This is a genomic window from Kingella bonacorsii (assembly GCF_016623605.1).
Taxonomy (GTDB): Bacteria; Pseudomonadota; Gammaproteobacteria; order Burkholderiales; family Neisseriaceae; genus Kingella_B; species Kingella_B oralis.
Map to the genome: position 1 here is coordinate 22,519 of NZ_JAEHNZ010000006.1, position 24,204 is coordinate 46,722.

The 24,204-nt window shown below is 54.8% G+C and carries 27 protein-coding genes and 1 pseudogene; 15 read left to right on the top strand and 13 right to left on the bottom strand.

Annotated elements, in window-relative coordinates:
• The first annotated feature begins 1 nt into the window (after nucleotide 1).
• A complete protein-coding gene (locus JDW22_RS12735) occupies nucleotides 2–445 on the top strand; it encodes a hypothetical protein (RefSeq protein WP_207748845.1) in 444 nt (147 codons plus the stop codon).
• A gap of 462 nt (nucleotides 446–907) precedes the next feature.
• On the opposite strand, the pseudogene JDW22_RS12740 reads toward JDW22_RS12735, so the two are convergent.
• The 6 genes and pseudogenes from JDW22_RS12740 to JDW22_RS12765 form a co-directional block, all read right to left on the bottom strand.
• A pseudogene (locus tag JDW22_RS12740) lies at nucleotides 908–1,381 on the bottom strand (replication initiator protein A); the annotation flags it as partial.
• Nucleotides 1,382–1,601: 220 nt separating this feature from the next.
• Nucleotides 1,602–2,138 (bottom strand): COG4648 family protein, encoded by a 537-nt coding sequence (locus JDW22_RS12745; RefSeq protein WP_207748846.1) that lies wholly within the window; start codon nucleotides 2,136–2,138, stop codon nucleotides 1,602–1,604.
• Between the two features lie 248 nt (nucleotides 2,139–2,386).
• Nucleotides 2,387–2,653, bottom strand: coding sequence for an acyl carrier protein (locus JDW22_RS12750; protein ID WP_200523427.1), 267 nt, complete (start codon nucleotides 2,651–2,653; stop codon nucleotides 2,387–2,389).
• Nucleotides 2,654–2,680: 27 nt separating this feature from the next.
• Nucleotides 2,681–2,947 (bottom strand): phosphopantetheine-binding protein, encoded by a 267-nt coding sequence (locus JDW22_RS12755; RefSeq protein WP_200523358.1) that lies wholly within the window; start codon nucleotides 2,945–2,947, stop codon nucleotides 2,681–2,683.
• The gene (locus JDW22_RS12760; protein WP_200523359.1) at nucleotides 2,944–3,702 is read right to left on the bottom strand and encodes a lysophospholipid acyltransferase family protein; all 759 of its coding nucleotides are present in this window, start codon (nucleotides 3,700–3,702) and stop codon (nucleotides 2,944–2,946) included. The genes JDW22_RS12755 and JDW22_RS12760 overlap by 4 nt, the downstream gene beginning before the upstream one ends.
• A complete protein-coding gene (locus JDW22_RS12765) occupies nucleotides 3,699–4,436 on the bottom strand; it encodes a beta-ketoacyl synthase chain length factor (protein WP_200523360.1) in 738 nt (245 codons plus the stop codon). The genes JDW22_RS12760 and JDW22_RS12765 overlap by 4 nt, the downstream gene beginning before the upstream one ends.
• A 221-nt stretch (nucleotides 4,437–4,657) precedes the next feature.
• Between JDW22_RS12765 and JDW22_RS12770 the strand changes: the two genes are divergently transcribed.
• A complete protein-coding gene (locus JDW22_RS12770) occupies nucleotides 4,658–5,143 on the top strand; it encodes an ApeP family dehydratase (RefSeq protein ID WP_200523361.1) in 486 nt (161 codons plus the stop codon).
• A 172-nt stretch (nucleotides 5,144–5,315) separates the two neighbouring features.
• Nucleotides 5,316–6,713, top strand: coding sequence for an NAD(P)/FAD-dependent oxidoreductase (locus JDW22_RS12775; RefSeq protein WP_315367070.1), 1,398 nt, complete (start codon nucleotides 5,316–5,318; stop codon nucleotides 6,711–6,713).
• A gap of 383 nt (nucleotides 6,714–7,096) precedes the next feature.
• Here JDW22_RS12775 and JDW22_RS12780 read toward each other — a convergent pair whose 3' ends face one another.
• Entirely contained in the window at nucleotides 7,097–8,239 is a 1,143-nt protein-coding gene (locus tag JDW22_RS12780; RefSeq protein ID WP_200523362.1) for an extracellular solute-binding protein, read from the bottom strand.
• A gap of 176 nt (nucleotides 8,240–8,415) precedes the next feature.
• On the opposite strand from JDW22_RS12780, the gene minC reads away from it, so the two are divergent.
• The 4 genes from minC (at nucleotide 8,416) to JDW22_RS12800 (ending at nucleotide 11,443) form a co-directional block, all read left to right on the top strand.
• Complete coding sequence (gene minC, locus JDW22_RS12785) at nucleotides 8,416–9,228, top strand: septum site-determining protein MinC (RefSeq protein WP_200523363.1); 813 nt, start codon at nucleotides 8,416–8,418, stop codon at nucleotides 9,226–9,228.
• Between the two features lie 179 nt (nucleotides 9,229–9,407).
• Nucleotides 9,408–10,220: a septum site-determining protein MinD gene (minD, locus tag JDW22_RS12790; RefSeq protein ID WP_003798027.1), complete on the top strand. Its 813-nt coding sequence runs from the start codon at nucleotides 9,408–9,410 to the stop codon at nucleotides 10,218–10,220.
• Between the two features lie 3 nt (nucleotides 10,221–10,223).
• Entirely contained in the window at nucleotides 10,224–10,529 is a 306-nt protein-coding gene (gene minE / locus JDW22_RS12795; RefSeq protein ID WP_200523364.1) for a cell division topological specificity factor MinE, read from the top strand.
• Nucleotides 10,526–11,443: a hydrogen peroxide-inducible genes activator gene (locus JDW22_RS12800; protein WP_200523365.1), complete on the top strand. Its 918-nt coding sequence runs from the start codon at nucleotides 10,526–10,528 to the stop codon at nucleotides 11,441–11,443. Before minE ends, JDW22_RS12800 begins: the two co-directional genes overlap by 4 nt.
• Before the next feature lie 96 nt (nucleotides 11,444–11,539).
• Here the strand turns inward: JDW22_RS12800 and trpA are convergent, their stop codons facing one another.
• Nucleotides 11,540–12,322: a tryptophan synthase subunit alpha gene (gene trpA, locus JDW22_RS12805; RefSeq protein ID WP_200523366.1), complete on the bottom strand. Its 783-nt coding sequence runs from the start codon at nucleotides 12,320–12,322 to the stop codon at nucleotides 11,540–11,542.
• Nucleotides 12,323–12,463: 141 nt separating this feature from the next.
• On the opposite strand from trpA, the gene JDW22_RS12810 reads away from it, so the two are divergent.
• Together JDW22_RS12810 and JDW22_RS12815 are read left to right on the top strand one after the other, a co-directional pair.
• Entirely contained in the window at nucleotides 12,464–12,898 is a 435-nt protein-coding gene (locus JDW22_RS12810; RefSeq protein ID WP_040559033.1) for a hypothetical protein, read from the top strand.
• A 44-nt stretch (nucleotides 12,899–12,942) separates the two neighbouring features.
• Nucleotides 12,943–13,092, top strand: a complete 150-nt coding sequence (locus JDW22_RS12815; protein WP_200523367.1) for a hypothetical protein — start codon at nucleotides 12,943–12,945, stop codon at nucleotides 13,090–13,092.
• A 26-nt stretch (nucleotides 13,093–13,118) separates the two neighbouring features.
• Here JDW22_RS12815 and JDW22_RS12820 read toward each other — a convergent pair whose 3' ends face one another.
• The 3 genes from JDW22_RS12820 to JDW22_RS12830 form a co-directional block, all read right to left on the bottom strand.
• Entirely contained in the window at nucleotides 13,119–13,715 is a 597-nt protein-coding gene (locus tag JDW22_RS12820; RefSeq protein WP_200523368.1) for a hypothetical protein, read from the bottom strand.
• 78 nt (nucleotides 13,716–13,793) lie between these two features.
• Complete coding sequence (locus JDW22_RS12825; RefSeq protein WP_200523429.1) at nucleotides 13,794–14,468, bottom strand: methionine ABC transporter permease; 675 nt, start codon at nucleotides 14,466–14,468, stop codon at nucleotides 13,794–13,796.
• A 144-nt stretch (nucleotides 14,469–14,612) separates the two neighbouring features.
• Entirely contained in the window at nucleotides 14,613–15,350 is a 738-nt protein-coding gene (locus JDW22_RS12830) for a methionine ABC transporter ATP-binding protein (RefSeq protein WP_200523369.1), read from the bottom strand.
• 371 nt (nucleotides 15,351–15,721) lie between these two features.
• Between JDW22_RS12830 and JDW22_RS12835 the strand changes: the two genes are divergently transcribed.
• The 5 genes from JDW22_RS12835 to JDW22_RS12855 all read left to right on the top strand — a co-directional run bounded on the left by JDW22_RS12835 (nucleotide 15,722) and on the right by JDW22_RS12855 (nucleotide 20,987).
• The gene (locus tag JDW22_RS12835) at nucleotides 15,722–16,474 is read left to right on the top strand and encodes a glutathione peroxidase (protein WP_003798001.1); all 753 of its coding nucleotides are present in this window, start codon (nucleotides 15,722–15,724) and stop codon (nucleotides 16,472–16,474) included.
• Nucleotides 16,475–16,714: 240 nt separating this feature from the next.
• Nucleotides 16,715–17,152 carry a D-aminoacyl-tRNA deacylase gene (gene dtd, locus JDW22_RS12840; protein ID WP_200523370.1) on the top strand — a complete coding sequence of 146 codons (438 nt, stop codon included), beginning with the start codon at nucleotides 16,715–16,717 and terminating at the stop codon, nucleotides 17,150–17,152.
• A 262-nt stretch (nucleotides 17,153–17,414) separates the two neighbouring features.
• Nucleotides 17,415–18,890: a pyruvate kinase gene (pyk, locus tag JDW22_RS12845; RefSeq protein WP_200523371.1), complete on the top strand. Its 1,476-nt coding sequence runs from the start codon at nucleotides 17,415–17,417 to the stop codon at nucleotides 18,888–18,890.
• Nucleotides 18,891–19,026: 136 nt separating this feature from the next.
• Nucleotides 19,027–19,755, top strand: a complete 729-nt coding sequence (fabG, locus tag JDW22_RS12850) for a 3-oxoacyl-ACP reductase FabG (RefSeq protein ID WP_200523372.1) — start codon at nucleotides 19,027–19,029, stop codon at nucleotides 19,753–19,755.
• Complete coding sequence (locus tag JDW22_RS12855) at nucleotides 19,755–20,987, top strand: beta-ketoacyl-ACP synthase (protein WP_200523373.1); 1,233 nt, start codon at nucleotides 19,755–19,757, stop codon at nucleotides 20,985–20,987. The genes fabG and JDW22_RS12855 overlap by 1 nt, the downstream gene beginning before the upstream one ends.
• Before the next feature lie 35 nt (nucleotides 20,988–21,022).
• Here JDW22_RS12855 and JDW22_RS12860 read toward each other — a convergent pair whose 3' ends face one another.
• Both JDW22_RS12860 and JDW22_RS13785 read right to left on the bottom strand, forming a co-directional pair.
• The gene (locus JDW22_RS12860) at nucleotides 21,023–21,637 is read right to left on the bottom strand and encodes a 4'-phosphopantetheinyl transferase family protein (protein WP_200523374.1); all 615 of its coding nucleotides are present in this window, start codon (nucleotides 21,635–21,637) and stop codon (nucleotides 21,023–21,025) included.
• A gap of 40 nt (nucleotides 21,638–21,677) precedes the next feature.
• Nucleotides 21,678–22,211, bottom strand: a complete 534-nt coding sequence (locus JDW22_RS13785; protein ID WP_235965514.1) for a hypothetical protein — start codon at nucleotides 22,209–22,211, stop codon at nucleotides 21,678–21,680.
• Between the two features lie 301 nt (nucleotides 22,212–22,512).
• Between JDW22_RS13785 and JDW22_RS12870 the strand changes: the two genes are divergently transcribed.
• Nucleotides 22,513–24,186, top strand: a complete 1,674-nt coding sequence (locus tag JDW22_RS12870; protein WP_200523430.1) for an AMP-binding protein — start codon at nucleotides 22,513–22,515, stop codon at nucleotides 24,184–24,186.
• Nucleotides 24,187–24,204: the final 18 nt, after the last annotated feature.

The following is a 24,204-nucleotide window of genomic DNA, read 5'->3' on the forward strand; positions in this document are numbered from 1 at the left end:
TATGAATAAAAGAATATTTTTGATTGTTGTTTTGTGTGCATTAGTTGTTTTGTGTGCATTATTATTAAATAACAAACAAATAGATAAAAGTGTTTTAAATAAAATAATATATAATTCACAATTGATACCATTAAGGGATATTACTAATTTTAAATGGGACTATGCTTACTTGTATACACATAACATAGATTTTCAAAAAATAGTATTTTTTGATTCAAATGGAAAAGAAATTTTTTCTGAACAAATCGAATTAGATAATGAAGGTAATATTTTACCTCAATATCTTTTTGATGATGATCGAGAAAATGTTGTTTACTATAAATGTAGTTATAATAATGGAAAAATAAAATTTTTTAGAAAAGAAAAATTATATTTACAAGATGGGTTTATTTATTTTTATCAACCTATTGATTGTGATGCTAAATATTTTTTCCAGATTCAGTAGACAGGCTTAACGGCAGAACAAACCAAAGAACAAATTCACACAACAGCGACCACAGAAACGGCACAAAGCCTTTCAGGCAGCCTGAAAAACCGATTTGATGCGGATAAAGTGCAAAGTGAGCTAGATTTGCAGCGCGAAGTATCACAACAGTTTGCACCTGTTGCTGTCCAAACTGTTGCTTGGACAGCAGATAAACTGGGCAATATACAGAACTACGAGCGCGTTCAAATCGCCAAAGCAAATTATTGGTCAATGCTTTGAAAGAAGAATGAAGAAGATGTTTATTATAATCTTCCTATATTAAAAGGAAGAACCACATTAGATTGCCCCATAACTATAGTTACTGCCAGTTTAGATAGAAGAACGGGAAAATTCTGTTCTTCACTCCTATTAGTTTTTTTGGAAATGTATCCAAAAAACAAATAATGTAATAAAAGGCAGCCAAAACTTCTTTCATGCTTTTCAGGCTGCCTTATTGTTTAGATCGAAAAGTTTGAATAAATCCCGATTCCTTACCTTCAACACATCTTTCTTATCATCATAAGTCAGTCGGTAATCGGGTAAATCATTGCTGGCTACCAACTCTTTAATCGCCTGCCTAAAACGGCGCAGCGTTGCCATACTGCCTGATTTTCTATGTAGTATTTCCAGAGAAATGTGCCATTCTTTTTGCTTCCCGCAATGTTTGGCGCATAGCTCGTAAATGCGTCTATCCAGCGGTTTACGCAGCCTGAAATAATCCGCTGATATGGTTTTAACCTGTTTTGCTTCCATGGAACGAAACAGCCAATCAGGCAGGGTTACTTCAATCGCAATAATCGGGCTTTTATCGTCATTTTCGTCTTTTCGCACAATTAAAAATGAATCCAACAAACCAAAATTACGATGCTCAATAAAGCCACCTGTTCTTATATTCGTGATAATCCGCGTTCCTGCTAAACGGCTAAGTAAGCCAGCCTAGCCCGCATCGCATAGAGTGCATCGCTGCGCCCCGCCCGCGCTTCAAGGCAGCCTGAAACGCCATCCCCCCATTTTCAGGCTGCCTCAACCTTTGCCCGCCCCCGCTCCGCGCGGTACAATCCCCACCCTATTTTCTTGTTCACGGGGCGCAACAATGCCTCATTTTATGCCCGCCCTATCCCGTTTTCAGGCTGCCTCAAACTTTCAACACCAGTTTGCGGTAAACCCACTCGCCCGCAAACAGCGCGCCCATCAGAATATACGATACGATGCCCGTGTAAACCGCCCACCAGTCATGCCATTGCAGCCATGCCAATGCGGCGGCGGTTGCGCCGTTGAACACAAAAAAGCCGCACCAAATCTGCGTTACCCGCCGTGTGTGGCGCACGCCTTCGGGCGGCAGGTCGCGGTGTTGCAGGCGGGCGAGGCGTTCGATAACGGTTTGTCTGGCAAACAGGCTGCCGCCGAACACGGCAAGCATCAGCAGGTTTACCGCCACGGGATACCAATACATGGAATCGGGCAGCCTGAAAACCAAAACGGCGGCGAAAAAGGCGGATAACAGCAAGGCCACTGCGCGTTGCGCTGCCGTTTGCGGCATGGCGGCGCGTATCAGCCACAGGGCGCACATCAGCGCGGCGAGCCAGAAAAACGCGCCGTTTCCGCGCCCGTAATACCACAAAAGCGGATAGGCGAGGCTGGCGAGGGTGAGCAGGATTTTGGCAAGGGGCATGATGGTTTGCGCGGGTAGGTTATTTCCGTGTGTACGGAAATCCTGTTTGATGGGATTTGTGCTTCGGCATCAGTAAAGATGATAAAAATCCAGCCAAGATTTCCGCTTGTGCGGGAAGGGTGGAAATTGAAAGGTTCGGCAGCCTGAAAACGGTTTTTCATGTTTTCAGGCTGCCTTTGTATTTGGTTGGCAACGTTTTGCGGTTTTCAGACGACCTTCCCCAAACGGGAAAATACCGTCTGAAACGCTTACTGCGCCTGTGCGCCGCTGTCGGCAGCCTGAACTTTCAACACCGCCTGCACCACATCGTCCACCGTGCGCACGTTGCGGAAGTCTTCGGCGTTGAGCTTGCGGCCGGTTTCGCGTTTGATGCGGTCAATCAGGTCAATCGCGTCGATGCTGTCGATTTCCAAGTCTTCGTAGAGATTGGTGTCGGGTTTGATGCGTTCGGGTTCGATTTCAAACAGGTTTTCCAGCGTGTCGGCGAGCAGGGCGCGGATTTCGGCTTCGCTCAGGATTTTGTGTTCGCTCATCGCCGCTCCTTATGCCTGTGCCTGACGGCTTCTGACAAATTCGGCCAGCGTTTTGACGTTGGCAAAGTTGTCGCGCAGGTTGTCGTTTTCGCCGTCGAGCTGGAAGCCGAAGGTTTTTTGTACCGCCAAACCCAGTTCCAGCGCGTCAACCGAATCCAGCCCTAAGCCTTCGTCGCCGAACAGCGGCTCTTCGCTGCCGATGTCGGCGGGGGTGATGTCTTCCAGCGCAAGGCTGTCGATGATGAGTTGTTTGATTTGATGTTCTAAGTCGTTCATGTGGTTTTCCTTGTGAAATAGTCTTGCAGATATTCGTTGAGCCGCCGCGCGGCGATGGGCAGCGGTTTTTCGGCGAGCCAGTCTTCGGGGCGGATGTCGTCCTCCACCGTGATTTCGTAATGGATTTTGCGCGGCGGGATTTTGTACCACGGCTGCCCTTTTTTGAAGTTGGGCGGGTTCATTTTGATGACCACGGGCGTAATCACTTTGGCACTGCGCAAGCCGATGGATACCGCGCCACGGTGCATTTTGACCTGCCCGTCCCAACCCGTGCGCGTGCCTTCGGGGAAAATCAGCAGGCTCTGCCCGCTTTGGAACACGGCTTCGATTTCTTCCAGCATTTCCATGCTTTCGTCGTTGGGAATATAGCCTGCGGCGCGGATTTGGCTGCTCATGCTGGGGTTGCGCACCAAGTCTTTTTTCACCAGTACGTTTGGGTCGGGCGCGTGGCTCACCAGCAGCACCACATCCAATAAAGACGGATGGTTGGCGAGAATCAACTGCCCGCCGCGCCCGAGTTTTTCCGCGCCGCGGAAGGTTACGGACAACACGCCCGACCATTGCAGATAGCCGACAAAAAACCGCCACACGCGCCCAATCATGCGGCGGGCGGCAAGCTGGCGTGGCACATCGCCCCGGGTGGATTTGAGCGTGTAGGGCAAGAGGGCGATTTTAAACAGCACGCCTGCCACGCCGAACAGGATGAAGCCCAGCATGGTGGCGAAAAAGCGGCGCAGTCTGTTTAAGCGTTTCATGCGCGTTTGTTCCAAATCCAGCGGCGGTTTTCGTATTGGCGCGTGTGTTTCAGGCTGCCTGAAAGCAGAAAGCGTATCCAGTCCAGCGCGCCGAAGTAGCTTTCAGGCTGCCTTGTGCTGTCGTCCGTTTCCAACGTCAGGCTGAAAGCGTCGCCGCGTTCGATGACCATCGCCAGCGCGTAGGCAAACGGCGCGCGTTCCGCCTCGACGAGATATTCGGTTTTCAAAGGGTCGTCCGCCACCACCAGCAGCACGCGCTCGATGCCGTCTGAAAACAGCGACACGGCTTCCGCCAACGCGCTTTCCAAACCGTCCGCACCCGTTGCCAGCGCGGTGTTTTCCTGCATTTCGCCGCGCTGGATTGCCCACTGCCCAGCCAGCGCGTTGTGTACCGACAAGCCGAACGATGTGGGCGATACGGTGTGGGTTTTCAGCAGCTCCGGCCACAATTCAAAGCTGCGGTTAATCTCGCCGTCGTGCGAGGCGTAAACCATCGGGCAGCCTGAAAACCGCTCCGCCAAATTCCAAGCCGCTTCGCACACCAGCCGCGCCGCCGCGCCCAAACGCCGCCGCTGCATGGCGGGCAGAAACGCCAGCGCGGGCTTGTGTTCCGGCAGAGTTTGCGCGTTCAAACGACCTGCTGCCCACTCGCGCCATTGTTCTGGCGTGGCAAGGCGGTTGGAAACGGCGTGCCACGCGGCGATATTGAATGAGAAAGTGCAGGCGGTGGGCATGGCGGAGTTGCTCTGTCGGCAGTGAAGTTGCCAAGTTGGTCATGCCGCCATTTTAACCTATATTAACAAATTTAAGAACCTGTGAATTCACGGTCAATGGCGCGGAGTGCGCAGGCAAATTGCCTGAATACCGTTGCTGCGCCTAAGCAGGCGCGCCCAAAGCCCCGCTATCCATATATAATTCTGCTTTCCCTGTTTTTTCAGACGACTTTTGCCGATTTATGAACCGACTGACCTGCCCCATTGAAAACCCCGCCTTCCTGCTGCCGCACAGCGGACACATGGTTTTAATCGACCGCGTAACCGAACACCGCGCCGATTTTGTGCGCGTAGAAGCCCATATCGGCGAGAAACACATCCTGCTGCAAAACGGCGTGCTGCCGACCACCATGGGCATGGAAATCATGGCGCAGGCGATTGGCGCGTTTGCAGGCATACAGGCATTGGGCGTGGGCGAAGAAGTGAAGCTCGGTTTTTTGCTGGGCACACGCAAACTCAACCTGTTTGCCGACCATATCCCGGTCGGCACAACACTCGCCGCCACCGCGCACCTTTCCACGCAAGACCCAAGCGGCATGGGCGTGTTTGACTGCGAACTGCATTGGATTGATGCGCCTGACGATGTGCGCGGCATGCTGCCGCAAGACGGGCTGCTGGCGCAGGCGGCGTTGAATGTTTACAGCCCGAAAGACGGGAAGGTGGTTTGATGATGGTTTTCAGGCTGCCTGATGTGTAGAAAACTCTAGCATTGTTTATACAACAGGTTGAAAAAGAATGTTTGCCACGACTCAAAGCGCGTATCCTTTCAGGCTGCCATAAGACCTTACCGCATCGTAGCGATGCACAAAGCAATATGGCTCCTTCTTCTGGTGTTTTGGGTTGAAACCTTTACAAAACGCCAACGGCAGCCTGAAAACGCCCCCACCCGTTTTCAGGCTGCCTAACTGTTGCGCTTCCCCATCAATCCGCCGCCGCCACCGCTTAATCAGCAGCCTGAAAACGCAATCAATGCTAAAATTTGCCCATCCAAAAATCGCCAAAAAATGGAATGAAATCATGGCCAAACAATACGATGTCGTCATCATCGGCGCAGGCCCCGCAGGCTCGGTTGCCGCCCTGCTGCTCAGGCAGCAAAGGTTCAGCGTCTGCGTGATTGAAAAGCAACATTTCCCGCGCTATGTGGTTGGTGAAAGCCTGCTGCCGCTGGGCATGGACGTGTTAGAAGAAGCAGGCGTGTTGCACATCATAGAAAACGAACCCTTCCAGCTCAAAAACGGCATCGCCTTCACCTATCAAAACCACTACACCGCCTTTGATTTTCGCCACAAACACGGCAAAGGCAAAAACTTCGCCCTACAAGTGGACCGCGCCCGCTTTGACCACCTGCTCATCCTGCAAGCGCAACAACGCGGCGCAGACGTACACTTCGGCGAAACCGTTATCAGCATGGACAACAGCGCCGACCCCGTGCAGCTCAAAATCCAACAAAACAGCGGCATCCAATACGACCTGCACGCCCGTTTCGTGTTGGATGCCAGCGGCTACTTCCGCGCCGTGCCCCGCCTGCTCGGCTGGGAAATCACCCAAGGCATCACCCAACACAACGTCTATCACACCCAAATCAACGACCGCATCACCCACCCCAAATTTGACCGCAACAAAAACCTCATCGCCGTGCACCCCGAATACCGCGATATTTGGATGTGGCTGATTCCACTAGACAACCAACGCAGCTCCGTCGGTTTGGTGGGGCAAGCCCGATATTTCAAACAAGCCGAAGACCAGGCAGGCAGATTGCTGGGCGCATCCGAACTGCTGAAAAAATACTTCGGCGAAGTCCCCTTGTTCCAAAAAATCATGCCCCAAGCCGAATGGGATAACGGCTTCCCCTTCCACTACATCCCCTCCTATTCCGCAGACGTTCAAGCCAACCACGGTAACGGCTTTGCCCTGCTCGGCAACGCCGCAGGCTTTTTAGACCCCGTGTTCTCATCAGGCATCAGCAGCGCCATGTATTCCGCCAAACTCGCCGTAGAAGTGCTCACACGCCAGCTCAACGGCGAAAAAGTAGATTGGCAAAGCGAATACGCTAGTCGCCAAGGCTACGGCGCGCAAGTGTTCAAAACCAGCATAGACAACTGGTACAACGGCTCGCTGCAAGACTGGGTGTTCAACCCCTCGCACAGCCCCGAATCGCGCGAAATGCTGTGCGCCGTGCTCGCCGGCTACGCTTGGGACAGCAGCAACCCCTATGTGCGCGATGCCCAGCTTGCCTAATCTAGCGGATAAGCCAAAGGCAGCCTGAAAATCAAAATGGAGCGATGACGGCTCGTCGCCAAATGGCGTATTTAAGATTCTGCGTAGGTTCCAACCAATACCCAAAAGGCAGCCTGAAAATGGATAGAGTGGTGTTTTCTGCCTAGCGCGTTGCGCTGCGGCATACCCCTTTGTTACCAAATCAAAGATTTGGACAAAGGAGCAAGGCTGCCTTTTAACATTCTTTATTCTTTGCCCGTGCAGGCGTTTCGCCGCCTACCACGAGCAGGGGCAAGCCCCTGCACCCCACGCAGCCCATGCGTTTGTTGCCAGTTTAAAAATAGCAAAAAGGCAGCCTGAAAACGATTTTCAGGCTGCTTAAACGATGGATGGCAAAGAAAACGCTATTTGCTCATTTTCAATTTTTGCCACAACGCGGTGGTTTGTTTTTTCGCTTCGTCCGACATTTGCGGCATCACAAAGCCGTCTGCCATATCTTGCGCCGTTGGGAAAATGGAGCGGGTTTCCACCAGTTTTTTGTCCATTTTTTCGCGCGCGGGCAGGCTGGCGGGCGCAAAGGTTACCGCAGCGCCGTTTTTAGCCGCCACTTCGGGGTCAAGCGTGTAGTTGATGTATTTATGCGCGTTGGCAACGTTTTTCGCATCTTTGGGAATCACCCAAGATTCCACCCAGAAGCCCATGCCTTTGGGGGTGAGCACTTCGATGCCCACATTATTTTTCACTTCTTCGCTGCGCGCTTTGGCAAGGTTCAAGTCGCCGCCATTGCCTGCCACCAAGCAGATGTCGCCGCGCGCCAATTCGTCGATATACGATGCGCTGAACCGTTTCACATCGGGGCGGATGGCTTGCAACACGGCGGCTGCGGCTTCAATGTCGGCGGGGTTGCTGCCTTTGGGGTCTTTGCCAAGATAGTTCAACACGATGGGGAACATTTCGCTGGGCGTGTCCCACAGCGCGATGCCGCAAGATTTGAGCTTGTGCGTGTATTCGGGTTTAAACATCAAATCCCATGCGTTGTCGGGCAGTTTGCCGCCCAGCAATTCTTTGCCTTTGGCGGTAATCGCCAAGGTGTTTGCGCCTGAGAAATAAGGAACGGCGTATTCATTACCAGGGTCGGCTTGCTCCAGCAGTTTCAGCAAGGCGGGGTCAATGTTTTTGTAGTTGGGGATAAGCGATTTGTCAATTTTCTGATAAGCACCCGCTTTGATTTGGCGGGGCAAGAATGCGATACCAGGCACGCCTAAATCGTAGCCAGATTTGCCTGTGAGCATTTTGGCTTCAAGGGTTTCGTTGTTTTCGTATAGGTCGTAGGTTAAATCTAGGTTGTTGGCTTTTTTGAAGTCTTCAACGGTGGATTCGTCCACATAGTTTGACCAGTTGTAGATGTTGAGCGCGTTGGTGGCGGGCGCGCTGGCTGTTGGGGCTGCGCCTGATGCGTTGGTGTTTTGCGCTGGGGCGTTGTTGTTTTCGCCGCCGCAAGCAGCCAAGGCAAGCAATAGCACGGTGCTTAACAGTGTTTTTTTCATTATCTTATCTTCTCGTTAAAAGTGGTTAAAAAAAGGAAGCGACATTGTAAAGGCATTTTTCTTAAAATTCAATCAGTTTTGCTGCATGCCACAGGTTTTCAGGCTGCCTATATGGTTGTGTAATATTGTCTAACGCGGTAAACTTGCCAGCTTAATTGAATAAAACAATCAAAACCATGAAATCAGCCTTTGATTTGAAATCTGCCCGCTTGGAAGCCTTAACGCTGCGTTTGTTTACGGCGGATTTGGCGGAGATTGCCGCGCTGCTGGACGAAAAAGCGGCGCAATATGTCCAGTTTGCCCATATGCCGTTTGTTTTGGATGCCACGCATTTGAAACGGGCGGATGAGCTGGATTGGGCGGCGTTGGTGGCTTTGTTTGCGGCGCGCGATTGGCGCGTGGTGGCGTTGAAGCATGCCAAGAAAGATTGGTCGGCGCTGGCGAAAACGGCGGGTTTGCTGTGGTTGGACGATGGCAAAAAAGCCAATAGGCAGCCTGAAAACAAGGCGGATGACGCGGCTGCGGCAGATGCCGGGCAGCCTGAAAACGCCCGTACCGCGCAAGCCGGCGAAACCGCAAACGAATCCACTGCGGCAACCGCCAAAGCAGACGGCACCGCCGCGCAGCCTGAAACGCAGGTTGCCGCGCGCAAAACGGTGGTGGTTACTTCGCCCGTGCGCACGGGGCAGCAGGTTTACGCCGAGCAGGCGGATTTGGTGGTGCTGGGCATGGTGAGCGAGGGCGCGGAGATTATCGCCGACGGCAACATCCATGTGTATGCGCCGATGCGCGGGCGGGCGTTGGCAGGCGAATCGGGCGACACGGGCGCGCGGATTTTCTTGCAATCCATGCAGGCGGAATTGGTTTCCATTGCGGGCATTTACCGCGTGTTTGAACAGGATTTGCCGCCGTCTTTGCACAAAAAGGCGGTGCAGATTGAATTGCAGGAAGATGAGCGTTTGGCGATTTTTGCGATTAACGCCAATTAGCATCGCATTATTCGTTAGAGGCAGCCTGAAAACTAGGTTGAGCAAGCGGTTTGGGCAATATGGTTTTCAGGCTGCCTCTGGTTAAACGAAAAACTGATTTTCAGGCTGCCTCAAAGCCATTGTTTTCAGGCTGCCTATCCTTTTCCCATCACTATCTAATCTGAAAGAGAGTATTCAAAGTGGCAAAAATTATTGTAGTTACATCGGGCAAAGGCGGCGTGGGCAAAACCACCACGTCCGCCAGCATCGCAACGGGTTTAGCGTTGCAAGGACACAAAACCTGCGTGATTGACTTTGACGTGGGCCTGCGCAATCTGGATTTGATTATGGGCTGCGAGCGGCGTGTGGTGTATGACTTGGTGAACGTGATTCAAGGCGAGGCCACCGCCATCCAAGCCCTGATTAAAGACAAGCATTGCGAAAACCTGTTTATTCTGCCCGCTTCGCAAACCCGCGATAAAGACGCGCTCACCAAAGAAGGCGTGGGCAAAGTATTGAAAGAATTGGTGACCAATTTGAACTTTGAATTTGTGGTGTGCGATTCGCCCGCGGGCATTGAAACGGGCGCGCTGATGGCGCTGTATTTTGCCGATGAAGCAATCATCACCACCAACCCCGAAGTTTCTTCCGTGCGCGACTCCGACCGCATTTTGGGCATTTTGCAAAGCAAATCGCGCAAAGCTGAGCGCGGCGAAACGGTGAAAGAGCATCTGCTGATTACGCGCTATTCGCCCGAGCGCGTGGCAAAAGGCGAGATGCTGTCGGTGCAAGACATTCAGGATATTTTGCGCATTCCGTTGATTGGCGTGATTCCCGAATCGCAAAACGTGTTGCAAGCGTCTAACGCGGGCGAGCCCGTTATCCATCAAAACGATGCGGTGGCGGCGCAAGCGTACCAAGATGTGGTGGCGCGTTTGTTGGGCGAAAACCGCGAAATTCGTTTCTTGGAAGCCGAGAAAAAAGGCTTTTTCAAGAAATTGTTTGGGGGGTAAGCCATGTCGTTGATTGACCGTTTGTTTGGCAGAAAGCCGCAAAGCGCATCGCTGGCGCGCGACCGTTTGCAAATCATCATCACGCAGGAGCGCGCCAACCGCGAAACCGCCAGAACGCCCGATTATTTGCCCACGCTGCAAAAAGAGCTGCTGGAAGTGTTGTCTAAATATGTGAAGATTGAATTGGACGACATCAACATCACGCGCGAAGAGCAAGACGGCGTGGAAATGTTGGCATTAAACATCACGCTGCCCGAAACCAAACCCAACGGGCAAGGGCAGCCTGAAAAACAAAAGGATAAGGCATGACTTTAACCGAGTTGCGCTACATCGTTGCCGTGGCGCAGGAAAAGCATTTCGGGCGCGCCGCGCAACGCTGCCATGTGAGCCAGCCCACGCTTTCCATCGCCATCAAAAAGTTGGAAGAAGAGCTGGGCTTGTCGCTGTTTGACCGCAGCAGCAACGAAGTGATGACCACCAATTCGGGCGCGCGCATTGTGGCGCAGGCGCGGCGCGTGCTGGATGAGGCGGAGGTGATTCGCTATTTGGCAAACGAGGAACAAAGCCAGTTGGAAGGCAATTTTAAGCTGGGCTTGATTTTTACCGTTGCGCCGTATTTGCTGCCCAAGCTGATTTTATCCATGCGCCAAGTTGCGCCAAAAATGCCGTTGATGCTGGAAGAGAACTACACCGCCGCGCTCACCGAAATGCTCAAACGCGCCGATGTGGATGCGATTGTGGTGGCGGAGCCTTACGCGGAAACGGGCGTGGAAACGATTCCGCTGTATGACGAGCCGTTTTTTGTGATTGTGCCCAAGGGGCATCGCTTTGAAGAGCTGGATGCGGTGTCCACCAAAGACATCGCGGAAGAAAACGTGTTGCTGCTCACCGAGGGCAACTGCATGCGCGACCAAGTGTTAGGCTCGTGTAGCGAATTGGCGGCGAAACAGCGCGTGGCGGGGTTGGCAAACACGCTGCAAGGCAGCTCGCTGAACACGATTCGCCACATGGTTGCCAGCGGCTTGGGCATCAGCGTGTTGCCCTCCACCGCGCTCACGGACAACGACCATTTGCTGTTTTCCATTGTGCCGTTTGAAGCCCCCGCGCCCAGCCGCCGCATTGTGTTGGCGTATCGCCGCAATTTTGTGCGCCCGCAGGCTTTGGCGGCGATTGCGCAGGCGGTTAAGCTGGCGCAGTTGGCAGGGGTTACTTTTGTGGAGTGATGCTTGCGCTTGGCAAACATAAAAAGGCAGCCTGAAAATGGTGTAACACGTTTTCAGGCTGCCTTTGCGTTGTTTGCCAGATGAAATGGCGGAGGTTTAGATGGCGGCTTTGAGTTCGCGCACCAATGCGCCCACCGCTTGCGCTTCGTGGTTCGGATGCGTTTCCACTTCTTGCACGATGCGGCTGCCCACAATCACGGCATCGGCAACGGCGGCGATTTTGGCGGCACTTTCGGCATCGCTGATGCCGAAACCCACGCCAATTGGCAGCTTGATGTGTTGGCGCAGCACGGCGATTTTGGCGGCGACTTCATCGGTGTTGAGCTGTGCCGAGCCGGTTACGCCTTTGAGCGAAACGTAGTACACAAAGCCGCTGGCGTGTCGGGCGATGGCTTGCATCCGCGCTTCGCTGGTGGTGGGGGCGACGAGGAAAATGTTGTCGATGTTGCGCTGCGCGAGGGCGGTTTGCAGCTGGGCGATGGTTTCGATGGGGTTGTCCACGGTGAGCACGCCGTCCACGCCTGCTTCGGCGGCGGCTTGGGCAAAGGCTTCGTAGCCCATTTTGTGCACGGGGTTGAGGTAGCCCATTAGCACAACGGGGGTGTGGGCGTTGCTTTGGCGAAATTGTTTTACGGTTGCCAGCACATCGCGCAGGGAAACGTGTTGCGCGAGGGCGCGTTCCACGGCGCGCTGGATGGTGGGGCCGTCTGCCATTGGGTCGGAAAAGGGGATGCCGAGTTCTATGATGTCTGCGCCGTTTTCTGCCATGCTGTGCATCATGGCAAGGGTGGCGGCGAGATTGGGGTCGCCTGCGGTGATGTAGGCAATCAGGGCTTTTTGCTTGCCCAGTTGGGCGAAGGTGGAGGCGATGCGGCTCATGGTGGGGCTTTCTGTGAATGGGAAAAGGCGGATTATAGCAGCCTGAAAAGGGGTAACGCGCGCGGACGGGCTTTCAGGCTGCCTGTGCGGCGGCGGGGTGTTATGATGCGCGCTTTGCAATGAACGACAATGGATGGTGCGATGACAAAACAGAATAAATGGCTGGCTTTGGGCGTGTTGCTGCTGGTGTTGGCGGCGGCAAAGTTGGCGATGCTGGGCTGGTGGCAGAATCGGCAGCCTGAAAACGGGGCGGCGGCGGTGCAATGCGATGTGTTGGCGGCGGGGTGCCCGTTTTTGCAGGGGGCGACGCTGCGGCTGCGCGGTTTAACCAGCACCAAATCGGCGTTTACCATAGAAGCGGTGGGCGTGCCCAGCGGCGTGCAATCGCTGTCGGCTTCGTTTCGCATGGATGGGATGGAGATGGGGTTTAACCGTTTTGATTTAGCGAAACAGGCGGATGGAAGCTGGCGGGCAGAGCGGGTGTATTTGCCGCTGTGCACGGCTGGGCGGCATGATTGGGTGGTGGTGTGGCAGGCGGACGGGGTGGCGTTTCAGGCTGCTTTTAGGACGGAGTAGGGGGGAGGCAGCCTGAAATTTTTGGAAAACCTGCAACCGATGGAGTGTCGGCGGCTCGCCGACATTTTGCCAGCCAACAAAGCTATGGTGATTTACTATTTGGCGACGAGCCGTCACCGTTCCATTTTGGTTTTCAGGCTGCCGTTGGCATTTTGCAAAAGTTGCAGCCTGAAACGCGAATTAAGCGGTTTTAGCTTCGCAGAAGCTCGTCAATTCGTTTTCAGGCTGCCTCATCTATTGTTTTATCCAGCGTGCGACATTCGGGAAACTCGGCAACCACGCGCCGCGCCAGCTTGTCGGGCAAGCCAATAAACAGCGTGCAAGTGCTGTCCCAGCAGACGATTTCAAACAGGGCTTGCGGATGCTGCGGTTGGGCGTTGGGCTTCCAAAAATCGGGGCTTTCGGCATCGGGCAAAATGCTCAAATCAATTTCGGCATCGGGCGCGAAGGCGGAAAACACGCCCCAAATGTATTGTTGATTCGGGCGTTCGCGCAGCAAGCGTTCCAATTCTGCACCATCAAAAATGGATGGGTCGGCAAAGGTGTCTCCATTTCCCATAATATGATTAACCAGCCAACGATATTGGCGGCAAGTCTCCCAGCCCAAAACCGCCATCATCCAAGTCATGTTGGTGTAATAACGGATGCTGGGTTCGCCGTCTAAAATCAGGTTGTGCGTGGCTTGCGCGGGCAAGGGCGCAGCCAGCGCGTAGGGCGATGGCGTGGCGGGGATGGCTGCGCTGCGGATGGGCTGCTGCATGATTTGATGCCAAGTGGCATCGGCTTGGATTTCGTTTTCAGGCTGCTGTGCTGTCATTTGGTTACTCCTTATGTTTACTCAAATAGGCAGCCTGAAAACAGGTTTAATCCCCTTTTCAGGCTGCCTATCGCGTGCTTACCGTTTGTTCAACTTCGCCGATAGCCAGTTGCCCACGCTTTGAATGATGACCACCATCACGGTAAGCACCAACACCACTGCCGCCATCACATCTGCCATATAGCGTTGATACCCATAGCGGTAGCCTAAATACCCAATTCCTCCGCCACCGACTATGCCCGCAGATGCGCTTTCGCCCAAAATGGCAATGATTAAAATGGTGATGCTCAACACCAAGCCTGAACGCGCCTCAGACAGCAATACTTTAAAAATAATCGTGCGCGGCGATGCACCCATCGCTTGCGCTGCTTCCACTACGCCGCGCGGCACTTCTTTGAGGTTTTGCTCCACCAACCGCGCAAAAGCGCAACTGGCGGCAATACTGAGCGACACGCTGGCAGCGAGTGGTCCATATGCTATGCCAACGATAAAGCGGGAAAATGGTATCAACACAATCACCAAAATCACAAATGGAAAGGAGCGTATAAAACTTACCAGCATACCTAGTGTACGGTGAGTGGGGCGGTTGTCAAAGATTTGCCCATGCGCGGTGGTGTACAGCCAGATGCCGAGCAACCCACCTACAATGATGGCTACAACGGACGATACGCTTACCATAATCAGCGTTTCGCCGAGGGCTTTGTAGAACTCGGGGAGTAGGGATTTAAGGTTGTCTAGGGAGAATGAAGTCATGGTTGGGGTCTCGTGGAGTGGTTTATTGGAAGGCAGCCTGAAAAAAGGGTAGGGCGTACCATTGGTTTGGGTTTGCGAACAGCGTTTCAGGCTGCCTAATCGGTATCGCCAGAGGCAGCCTGAAACAATGATTGGCACACCGCGCTAATCATCGCGCAACAATTCGCGCCCGATTTCCGATTGCGCCAAAATCACGCCGTCTTTCACATCCGCCACTTCCAGCAGCTTGCCCAAATGCAGCAGCGCGGTGCGGTGGCACAGCTTGCGAATCACGCTCATCTCGTGGGTAACAATCACGATGGTTACATTAAAACGCGCGTTGATGTCTTGCAAAAAGCCCAACACGCTGCGCGTGGTAATCGGATCCAGCGCGGAAGTCGGCTCATCTGCCAAAATCACTTTGGGGTTGGGCGCAAGCGCACGGGCGATGCCGACACGCTGTTTTTGCCCGCCCGAAAGCTGCGCGGGATAATGCTGGGCGCGCTCGGTTAAATCCACAATTTCCAAGCATTCTTGCACGCGCCGGGCGATTTTTGCCGCGTCCCAACCTGCGATTTCCAGCGGAAATGCCACATTCTCGGCAACGGTGCGGTTGCTCAACAGGTTGAATTGTTGAAACACCATGCCGATGTTTTGCCGCGCTTGGCGCAGTTGCGCTTCGCTCATGGCGGTTAAGTCTTGGTTGTCAATCAACACTTTGCCTGTGTCGGGGCGTTCCAGCAGGTTAATCAGGCGCAAGAGCGTGGATTTGCCCGCGCCCGAGTAGCCCATCAGCCCAAAAATCTCGCCTTGGTTGATGTGCAGGCTGGTGGGTTCAACGGCGGTGAACCAGCCTTTGTCGCGCGTTTGGTATTTTTTGGAAACGTTGTCCAGCGTAATCATGGTTGTCTTTCAGAAATCAAAGCCCGTTGCACACAAACGGTACAACGGGCGTGGAATAGGGTTTACACGTTTAGCTGTTTGCACCCGCAAGCTGTGTCAAATCGGTGTTTGGCTTATCAAATAAGGTTAAGGAATGTAACGATTATTGCGGATAGTGTCAAAGCATTTTTATTACTATGGTTTATGCAGTTTCAGGCTGCCTATTGGTATCGCTGGGATGCAGCCTGAAAAGCGTTTGTAAAGCCCAAGCAAATATAGCCTGCCATAATTTTCGTTATTGCGATTATAAATTGCACCGTCTTCAAAAAAAAATATATAATTCGCCGCGTCAATAAACCAAATTTATCAACCGAACTTTTTTGGAGTTTGAAATGTCTGTACAAATCAAAACTGCTGCCGAATTAGAAGGCAAAAACGTACCATCCGTTGTGTTCCACACTCGCCAAGACGATGCTTGGGTGGATGTTTCTACCGATGACTTGTTCAAAGGCAAAACCGTTGCCGTGTTCTCATTGCCTGGCGCGTTCACGCCCACTTGCTCCTCTACTCACTTGCCACGCTACAACGAGCTGGCTGCCGAGTTCAAAAAACGCGGCGTGGACAGCATTGTGTGCATCTCTGTAAACGATACATTTGTGATGAACGCTTGGTTGGCAGACCAAGAAGCGGAAAACATCACCGTGGTGCCCGATGGCAACGGCGAGTTCACCAAAGGCATGGGCATGCTGGTGAGCAAAGAGCAATTGGGCTTTGGCGACCGCTCTTGGCGTTATTCTATGCTGGTGAAAGACGGCAAAATTGAAAAAATGTTTATTGAGCCCGTTAAAGACGGCGACCCGTTTGAAGTGTCCGATGCCGACACCATGCTGAAATACATTGACCCCAAATGGGAACCGCACGAGTCTGTTTCTATCATCACCAAACCTGGCTGCCCATTCTGCGCCAAAGCCAAAGCGTTGTTGAAAGAAAAAGGCTATGCGTTTGAAGAAATCGTGTTGGGTCGTGATGCTTCTATCACTTCTGTTCGCGCGATTACAGGCAAAGCGACTGCGCCACAAGTGTTTATCGGCGGCAAATACATCGGCGGCAGCGACGATTTGGAAGCCTACTTCGCTAAAAAATAATCCGGTTTTTCTGGATTAACCTTTAAGTGGCACGACAGTTTTCTCCTCCTTTTCTGGCGTGCCCCCCGAATAGCTCTCTCCGTTAGGTTGTTCGGGCAGCTTAAATCTTATGGCAAGAGTTAAGCTGTCCGAGCAACTTTTTTGTATTGAGGCAGCCTGAAAATGGTTTCATTCCGTTTTCAGGCTGCCTCACTATCTTCGCTATAATAGGCAGCCTGAAAACCTTTTAACGAGCCATCCATGATTGCCCTAATCCAAAGAGTTACCCAAGCCAGCGTTGCCGTTGCAGGCGAAACCGTTGGCAAAATTGACCACGGCTTGCTGGTGTTGCTGGGCATCCAGCACGGCGACACCCCCGCTATCGCCGATAAACTGCTGCACAAAGTGTTGTTTTACCGCGTGTTTGCCGACGAGGCGCAGCGCATGAATTTAAACGTGCAGCAAGCGGGCGGGCAGCTGTTGATTGTGTCGCAGTTCACGCTTGCCGCGTACACGCAAAAAGGCTTGCGCCCCGATTTTGCCGGCGCAGCCAAGCCTGATGTGGCGCGTGAATTGTATGATTATTTTTGCGCCCAATCCGCCGCGCGCATCGCCACGCAAACGGGCGAATTTGCGGCGGACATGCAGGTGTCGCTGGTGAACGATGGGCCGGTTACGTTTTGGTTGCAAGTGTCGTAAACCGATTGGACGGGTTTGTTTCAGGCTGCCTTGGGTGCTATCGCTATCCCAGAGGCAGCCTGAAACGTTTGGCACAAGCCTAACTTGCTTACGCTTATCGTTGCCGCCACGGCAGAAAATGGTTTTTCAGGCTGCCCTAATCCCCCAGAGGCAGCCTGAAACCCCGCTGTAACCATCCTTCAAAAACGCCGTCAAAAGCAAAAAACCACGCGGTAAACACGGTATAATCGCCACTTTCCCAAAGCAAAACAAGGAATTCATTATGTCAGCCATCAAACGTGATTTAACGCGCATCCGCCACAACACCAAAATCGTGGCAACGCTGGGACCGGGCAGCAACAACGTGGATTTGTTGCGCGATATGATCAGCATCGGTGGCGTGCATGTGGTGCGTTTTAATTTCAGCCACGGCACGCCCGAGTTTCACGAAGAAAATGCCCGCATCGTGCGCGAAGCGGCGCGGCAAGCCGGCTTGGAAGTGGCGATTATGGCGGATTTGCAAGGGCCTAAAATCCGCGTGTCCAAAATCGCCGGCGGCAGCATCCAAGTGGAAGCGGGCGAAAAACTGCTGTTTGATGCCGCGCTGGAAGGCGAGGGCACACGCGAGCGCGTGGGGCTGGATTACCGCGAATTGCCCAACGATGTGAAAACGGGCGACGTGCTGCTGCTGGACGATGGCTTGCTCACCGTTACCGTGGAAAAAGTGGTGGGCAGCGAAATCCACACCGTGTGCAACAACAGCCACACGCTCAAATCCAACAAAGGCATCAACAAGCAAGGCGGCGGCTTGTCGGCGGGCGCGTTTACCGAAAAAGATTTCCGCGATTTGAAAATGGCGGTGAAAATTGGCTGCGATTATTTAGCCGTGAGCTTTGTGAAAAACGGCGAAGATATGCACATCGCCCGCCGCGCGGTTGCCGAAGAGTGCGAAAAACTGGGCTTGCCGATTCAACCTGGTTTGGTATCCAAAATTGAACGCATTGAAGCAATTGAAAATTTGGACGAAATTATTGAAGCATCTGACGGCATTATGGTGGCGCGCGGCGATTTGGCGGTGGAAGTGGGCAATGCCGCCGTGCCTGCGCTGCAAAAACGCATGATTAAGCGCGCGCGCGAATTGCGCCGTTTCAGCATCACCGCCACGCAAATGATGGAATCCATGATTACCAATCCCGTGCCCACCCGCGCCGAAGTGAGCGACGTGGCGAACGCGGTGTTGGACGGCACAGACGCGGTGATGTGTTCCGCCGAAACGGCAGTGGGCGCGTATCCGTTTGAAACCGTGCGCCAGATGTCGCTGATTTGCGCGGCGGCGGAAAAAGAACAGGATACGCTGGTGGGCGTGGACGAACACGCGGTGAGCCATTCGGGCGAAATCACCCATGCGGTGGCCAGCGCGGCGGTGCACGTTGCCAAACAAGTGCGCGCCAAGGCGATTGTGGCGCTCACCGAGAGCGGTTCGTCGGCGTTTCATGTGAGCCGCTACGGCATTTTGATTCCGATTTACGCGCTCACGCCCAGCGAAAAAGCGCAACGCCGCATGGCGATGTATCGCGGCGTGCGCCCGCTCAAACTGACCACCAGCAAAGACCACGAAACCGCGTTCACCGAGGTGGAAGCCTTGCTGCGCGAGCGCGGCGTGTTCCAAGCGGGCGAGCAATATGTGATTACCAGCGGGCGGCGCATGCGCGAAACTGGCAGCACCAATTCGCTGGAAGTGCGGACGGTGCGCGAATAAAGGCAAAGGCAGCCTGAAAACGGGCATTCGTTTTCAGGCTGCCGCATCTGTTTGAATTTTTGAATTGAATAGGTCTCTTTATAAACCCGATTTCAGGCAGCCTGAAAACACACAAACCTTTATATCGGAAATCCCCATGAATAAAACAGTCTTAATCACAGGCTCCAACCGCGGCATCGGCAAAGCTGTCGCCCTAGCCCTTGCCCAAGACGGCTACGACATCGCCGTACACTGCCGCAGTCGCCGCGATGAAGCCGAAGCCGTTGCCGCGCAAATCCGCGAGATGGGCAGGCAGGCGCGCGTGTTGCAGTTTGACGTGTCCGACCGCGCCGCCTGCCGCGAGGTACTGAGTGCCGATGTGGAGGCAAACGGCGCGTATTACGGCGTGGTGCTGAACGCGGGGCTGACGCGCGACAATGCCTTTCCCGCGTTTTCAGACGACGATTGGGACAGCGTTTTGCGCACCAATCTAGACGGCTTTTACAACGTGCTGCACCCCGTCATCATGCCGATGATACGCCGCCGCCAAGACGGGCGCATCGTGTGCATGGCTTCTGTGTCGGGCATCACGGGCAACCGCGGGCAGGTGAATTACAGCGCGTCCAAAGCGGGCATCATCGGCGCGGCGAAGGCGTTGGCGGTGGAGCTGGCGAAGCGCAAAATCACGGTGAACTGCGTTGCCCCAGGGCTGATTGATACGGAAATCGTGGATGAAAACGTGCCCGTGGGAGAAATTCTGAAAGCCGTGCCTGCCGCGCGGATGGGCACGCCCGAAGAAGTGGCGCACGCGGTGCGCTTTCTGATGGACGAAAAGGCGGCGTATATCACGCGCCAAGTGATTGCGGTAAACGGAGGTTTGTGCTGATGGAAACCAAGCGTGTTGTGATTACCGGCATCGGCGGCATTACCGCCTTCGGGCGCGACTGGGCGGGCATTCAGGCTGCCTTTAAAGCCGGAAAAAACGCCGTGAAACAGATGGATTGGCACGGGCGGTTTCCCGAATTGGAAACCCAGCTTGGCGCGCCGCTGCCCGATTACGCCCCGCCCGCGCATTGGACGCGCAAGCAGCTCCGCAGCATGGGGCGCGTGTCGCAGCTTTGCGTGGATGCGGCGGAGCAGGCTTTGCAGGATGCCGGCCTGCTCGGCGACGAAACGATTAAAAACGGCAAAATGGGCGTGGCGTGCGGCTCGTCGGTTGGCAGCACCAAAGACATCGGCGATATGGGCGAGCTGCTGCTCATGGGCACGTCGCGCAATTTCAACGCCAACACTTATGTGCGCATGATGCCGCACACCACCGCCGCCAACATCGGCATTTTTTTCGGACTGACGGGGCGGATTATCCCTACGTCCAGCGCGTGTTCATCAGGTAGCCAAGCCATCGGCTACGCCTACGAAGCCATCAAATACGGGCTGATTGACACCATGCTGGCAGGCGGCGGCGAAGAGTTCTGCCCTTCGGAAGTGTATGTGTTTGACTCGCTCTACGCTGCCAGCCGCCGCAACGGCGAACCGAATCTTACCCCGCGCCCGTATGATACGGGGCGCGACGGCTTGGTCATCGGCGAAGGCGCGGGCATGCTGGTGTTGGAATCGCTGGAACACGCGAGGGCGCGCGGTGCCAAAATCTACGCCGAAATCATCGGCTACGGCGCAAACAGCGATGGCAGCCACGTTACCCAGCCGCAAAAAGACACCATGCAAAAATGCATGGAACTCGCCCTCAAAGACGCAGGTATCCGCCCCGAACAGGTGGGCTATGTGAGCGGGCACGGCACCGCCACCGAAAAAGGCGACATCGCCGAAACCCTCGCCACCGAAGCCGTGTTCGGCTTTGTGCCGATGAGTTCGCAGAAAAGCTATTTCGGACACACGCTGGGCGCATGCGGCGCGCTGGAAGCGTGGTTTGCCGTTGAAATGATGAACGGCGGCTGGTTTGCGCCCACCGTCAATTTGGACGACATCGACCCGCGCTGCGGCAAAGTCGATTACATCACCGGCGATGGGCGGGAAATAGAAACGGACTATGTGGTCAGCAATAATTTTGCTTTCGGCGGCGTGAATACCTCGCTGGTGTTGAAACGCTGGCGGGGGTAAGCAAAGCAGTAATGAGGCAGCCTGAAAACCAGTTTTCAGGCTGCCGATTGGTTTTCAGGCTGCCTGAAAGCGGGTTCGCACTCCGCCAAGCGAAAACGCACCGCCGCGCCATTCCCGCGCCAAACGCACGCCAAAACCATATTGCCCGCCAACACGCGCTCCACGCCCTGCCAGCCGGTTTGCCCGTCCACGCGCCAGCCCGTTTTTGCGCCGCCGACGATGTCATAGCCCACGCGCCGCATATCTGCGGGAAAATCCAAGCCCGCCGCCTTAACCAAGGCTTCTTTGCTGCACCATAAGCGGTAAAACGTTTCAGGCTGCCAACCGCATCCGCGCAAATACGCGCGTTCCTCCCCGCTGCACACCCATTCGCCCAACGCGGCGAAATCGCGCGGTTTCATCACTTCCATATCCACGCCCGCCGCAATCGGCGCATCGGCGCACAACACCGCCGCGTTGCCCGCGCTGTGGCTCAGCGACACCACGGGCAAAGCCGCCCGCTGCTTTAACGCGCGGCTGACCCGCCAGTCCAACCGCGTTTCCAGTTGCGGCGATTGCGCCAAGCGGCGGGCATCTTCGGGGCTTAACAAGGCGCGGTCGTATTCATGCGCGATGGCGCGCGTGCCCACCAAACAAATCAAATCGGTCATATTAAAAAACCACCGCCAAGCGGTGGTTGCATGAAAGCAATCAGTGATAGCTGCCTTTTAGCACGACATAGCTGTGGAAAGTGCCCACATGGCATTCGTATTCGTTGCCGCCTTTGACCTGGCGGTCGTAAAAGCTCACCAAGCGGATGGCGCGTTTGTTGCGGCGTTGCGCGGTGGATTGGAAGCGTTTGACCGCGTTGAGGAACGCGCGTTGGCAGGTTTCGTCCGTTGATTTGCCTGTGGCGTTGGCGCTTTGGCGCGACACGTTGGTTGAGCTGCCCGTGCTGCCGTAGGACACGCGGATGGACGGGTCTAACACTTCGCGCGCTTCGGCGGAATTGAGCACGGCAGAGGCTTTGCACATATAGGCATCGTTTTTGCCTTTGCCCGCAACCGAGCCGATGCTGCGGCAGATGGTTCCGCTGGCGGGTTGGGCGGCAGCGCGGTGCTCAACTTGCGGGGCAGGGCGGCCGGTTTCATGCTCCGCCGCTGCGGCAGGCTCGCCTTTGGATGCGCAAGCAGACAGGGCTACGGCGGCAGACAACAGCAAAACTCGGGAAATACGGACAGTCATAAACGTCTCCTAAAACAGGGTTGAATGTTAAGGTTGGTAAACGGGGCGATTTTAACGTATCCGTTTGTATTTGTATATCAATTCGTTTTTTAGAATGCGTTGGGTTTGCCTTTCTTTGCAAAAATTTCTACAATGTTTGCACCTTGCTGCTTTTTAAACGGAAATCTTTTTATAGATTAAATGGATAGCGTGTATATCTTGCCAAATGCCGCTTGCGCCGCGATGCACCACCCAAACCGTTTGCCAAGCGAGGCAGCCTGAAACCATTCTCGTCCAACCCGTTTGCTTCTTCCCGCTTCTCATGCCCCTGCTCACCGAAATCCTCTCGCCCGACCTGCCGCAACACGACCTTATCGCCGCCCACCCCGATTGGACGCGGGCGGACTTCAACCGCGCGGTATTTGCGCTTTCAGGCAGCCTGAAAACGGCGGGCATCCAATCTGCCGCGCTGTGGTTTGACGATGCCGCGCTGTTTGCCTGCGCGGTGTTGGCGTCTTGGCACGCGGGCGCGCGGGTGTTGCTGCTGCCGAATACGGCGCGGGAAAACATCGGCTGGGGCGAAACGGCGGATATTTTTCTCACCGACAATCTGGTTCACCAACAAGCATGGCATCTGCCCGAATGCCTCGCGCAAGCGCAAAGGCAGCCTGAAAACGGCAGGCAGCCTGAAAACTGGTCCGTTCCCGCCGATGCCGAAGCGCATTTGAAAACATCGGGTTCCAGCGGCAAGGCGCAAATCGTCATCAAAACCGCCGCCCAGATGCAGGCGGAAGCGCAAACGCTTGCCGCCGCCTTGCCTTTCGGGCGCAATGGCGAAGCCGTTATCGGCAGCGTGTCGCCGCAGCATCTGTATGGCTTCACTTTCCGTTTTGCACTGGCGCTCACAATGGGCTGGACGATGGAGCGCGCGCAGGCGGTGTACCCCGAAAACCTGCTCGCCGCCACGGCAGCGCACCGCCAAGCGGTGTGGATCGCCAGCCCCGCCGTGCTCAACCGCTTGGGCGAAGGTCGCGACCCGCGCGTTTTGCAAAAGGTGGCGGGCATCGTGTCGGCGGGCGGCGCGCTGCCCGAAGCCACGGCAAACGCCTTGGCAGGCTGCGCCGTGCGCCCGTTTGAAATTTACGGCAGCACCGAAACGGGCGTGATTGCCTCGCGCCGGCATCAGCAAACATGGCAGCCGTTTGACGGCGTGTCGTTCGGGCAGGATGCGGAGGGCGCATTGTGGGCGGATTCGCCTTGGTCGGGCGGGCGTTTCCAAACCGCCGATTTGGTTGAGCGCACGCCCGATGGCGGCTTTCTGCTGCTGGGGCGCAAAGACCGCATCATCAAATTTGAAGACAAGCGCGTTTCGCTCACGCAAATCGAACACAGTCTGCTGCAACACGAATGGATTGCCGACGCGCATTGCGCCCTGCATCCGCAGCAACGCCGCATCGCTGTGTGGGCAGCCTTAAACGCCGCAGGCATCGCCGCCCTGCGCGAACACGGGCGGGCGGCGGTTGCCGACGCGCTCAAACGCCATCTCGCCGCCGCGCAAGACAAAACCGCCCTGCCGCGCTATTGGCGTTTTGCCGACACCCTGCCGCGCAACGCGCAGGCAAAAATCGCCGCCGCCGATTTTCAGGCTGCCTTCACCGCGCCGCAAACCGCGCCACAATGGCAGGAAACCGAGCCGAACGTGTTCGCAGGGCGCGTGCCGTTGGATTTAACCTATTTTGGCGGGCATTTCGCCTCGTTTCCGCTGGTGCCGGGCGTGGTTGAGCTGCAATGGGCGCGCGATTTGGCGGCGCGTTATCCGTGGGGCAGGCAAAGCATCGCGCGGGTGGAAAACCTGAAATACCAGCAGTTTATCCGCCCGTACGACGAGGTGTCTGTCGCGCTGCAATACGATGCCGGCAAAAACAAGCTCACATTCAAAATCACCGGCAACGGCAAGCCTTGCGCGGCGGGACGGATTGTGTTTGCGGCAGCCTGAAAATGCCAACCTTATTCC

What these genes read in the sequence shown, in the direction of transcription:
- JDW22_RS12735 (WP_207748845.1), top strand. Translation starts at nt 2, where the DNA reads ATGAATAAAAGAATATTTTTGATTGTTGTTTTGTGTGCATTAGTTGTT.
- JDW22_RS12745 (WP_207748846.1), bottom strand. Translation starts at nt 2,138, where the DNA reads ATGCCCCTTGCCAAAATCCTGCTCACCCTCGCCAGCCTCGCCTATCCG.
- JDW22_RS12755 (WP_200523358.1), bottom strand. Translation starts at nt 2,947, where the DNA reads ATGAACGACTTAGAACATCAAATCAAACAACTCATCATCGACAGCCTT.
- JDW22_RS12760 (WP_200523359.1), bottom strand. Translation starts at nt 3,702, where the DNA reads ATGAAACGCTTAAACAGACTGCGCCGCTTTTTCGCCACCATGCTGGGC.
- JDW22_RS12765 (WP_200523360.1), bottom strand. Translation starts at nt 4,436, where the DNA reads ATGCCCACCGCCTGCACTTTCTCATTCAATATCGCCGCGTGGCACGCC.
- JDW22_RS12770 (WP_200523361.1), top strand. Translation starts at nt 4,658, where the DNA reads ATGAACCGACTGACCTGCCCCATTGAAAACCCCGCCTTCCTGCTGCCG.
- JDW22_RS12780 (WP_200523362.1), bottom strand. Translation starts at nt 8,239, where the DNA reads ATGAAAAAAACACTGTTAAGCACCGTGCTATTGCTTGCCTTGGCTGCT.
- minC (WP_200523363.1), top strand. Translation starts at nt 8,416, where the DNA reads ATGAAATCAGCCTTTGATTTGAAATCTGCCCGCTTGGAAGCCTTAACG.
- minE (WP_200523364.1), top strand. Translation starts at nt 10,224, where the DNA reads ATGTCGTTGATTGACCGTTTGTTTGGCAGAAAGCCGCAAAGCGCATCG.
- JDW22_RS12800 (WP_200523365.1), top strand. Translation starts at nt 10,526, where the DNA reads ATGACTTTAACCGAGTTGCGCTACATCGTTGCCGTGGCGCAGGAAAAG.
- trpA (WP_200523366.1), bottom strand. Translation starts at nt 12,322, where the DNA reads ATGAGCCGCATCGCCTCCACCTTCGCCCAACTGGGCAAGCAAAAAGCC.
- JDW22_RS12810 (WP_040559033.1), top strand. Translation starts at nt 12,464, where the DNA reads ATGACAAAACAGAATAAATGGCTGGCTTTGGGCGTGTTGCTGCTGGTG.
- JDW22_RS12820 (WP_200523368.1), bottom strand. Translation starts at nt 13,715, where the DNA reads ATGACAGCACAGCAGCCTGAAAACGAAATCCAAGCCGATGCCACTTGG.
- JDW22_RS12825 (WP_200523429.1), bottom strand. Translation starts at nt 14,468, where the DNA reads ATGACTTCATTCTCCCTAGACAACCTTAAATCCCTACTCCCCGAGTTC.
- JDW22_RS12830 (WP_200523369.1), bottom strand. Translation starts at nt 15,350, where the DNA reads ATGATTACGCTGGACAACGTTTCCAAAAAATACCAAACGCGCGACAAA.
- JDW22_RS12835 (WP_003798001.1), top strand. Translation starts at nt 15,722, where the DNA reads ATGTCTGTACAAATCAAAACTGCTGCCGAATTAGAAGGCAAAAACGTA.
- dtd (WP_200523370.1), top strand. Translation starts at nt 16,715, where the DNA reads ATGATTGCCCTAATCCAAAGAGTTACCCAAGCCAGCGTTGCCGTTGCA.
- pyk (WP_200523371.1), top strand. Translation starts at nt 17,415, where the DNA reads ATGTCAGCCATCAAACGTGATTTAACGCGCATCCGCCACAACACCAAA.
- fabG (WP_200523372.1), top strand. Translation starts at nt 19,027, where the DNA reads ATGAATAAAACAGTCTTAATCACAGGCTCCAACCGCGGCATCGGCAAA.
- JDW22_RS12855 (WP_200523373.1), top strand. Translation starts at nt 19,755, where the DNA reads ATGGAAACCAAGCGTGTTGTGATTACCGGCATCGGCGGCATTACCGCC.
- JDW22_RS12860 (WP_200523374.1), bottom strand. Translation starts at nt 21,637, where the DNA reads ATGACCGATTTGATTTGTTTGGTGGGCACGCGCGCCATCGCGCATGAA.
- JDW22_RS13785 (WP_235965514.1), bottom strand. Translation starts at nt 22,211, where the DNA reads ATGACTGTCCGTATTTCCCGAGTTTTGCTGTTGTCTGCCGCCGTAGCC.
- JDW22_RS12870 (WP_200523430.1), top strand. Translation starts at nt 22,513, where the DNA reads ATGCCCCTGCTCACCGAAATCCTCTCGCCCGACCTGCCGCAACACGAC.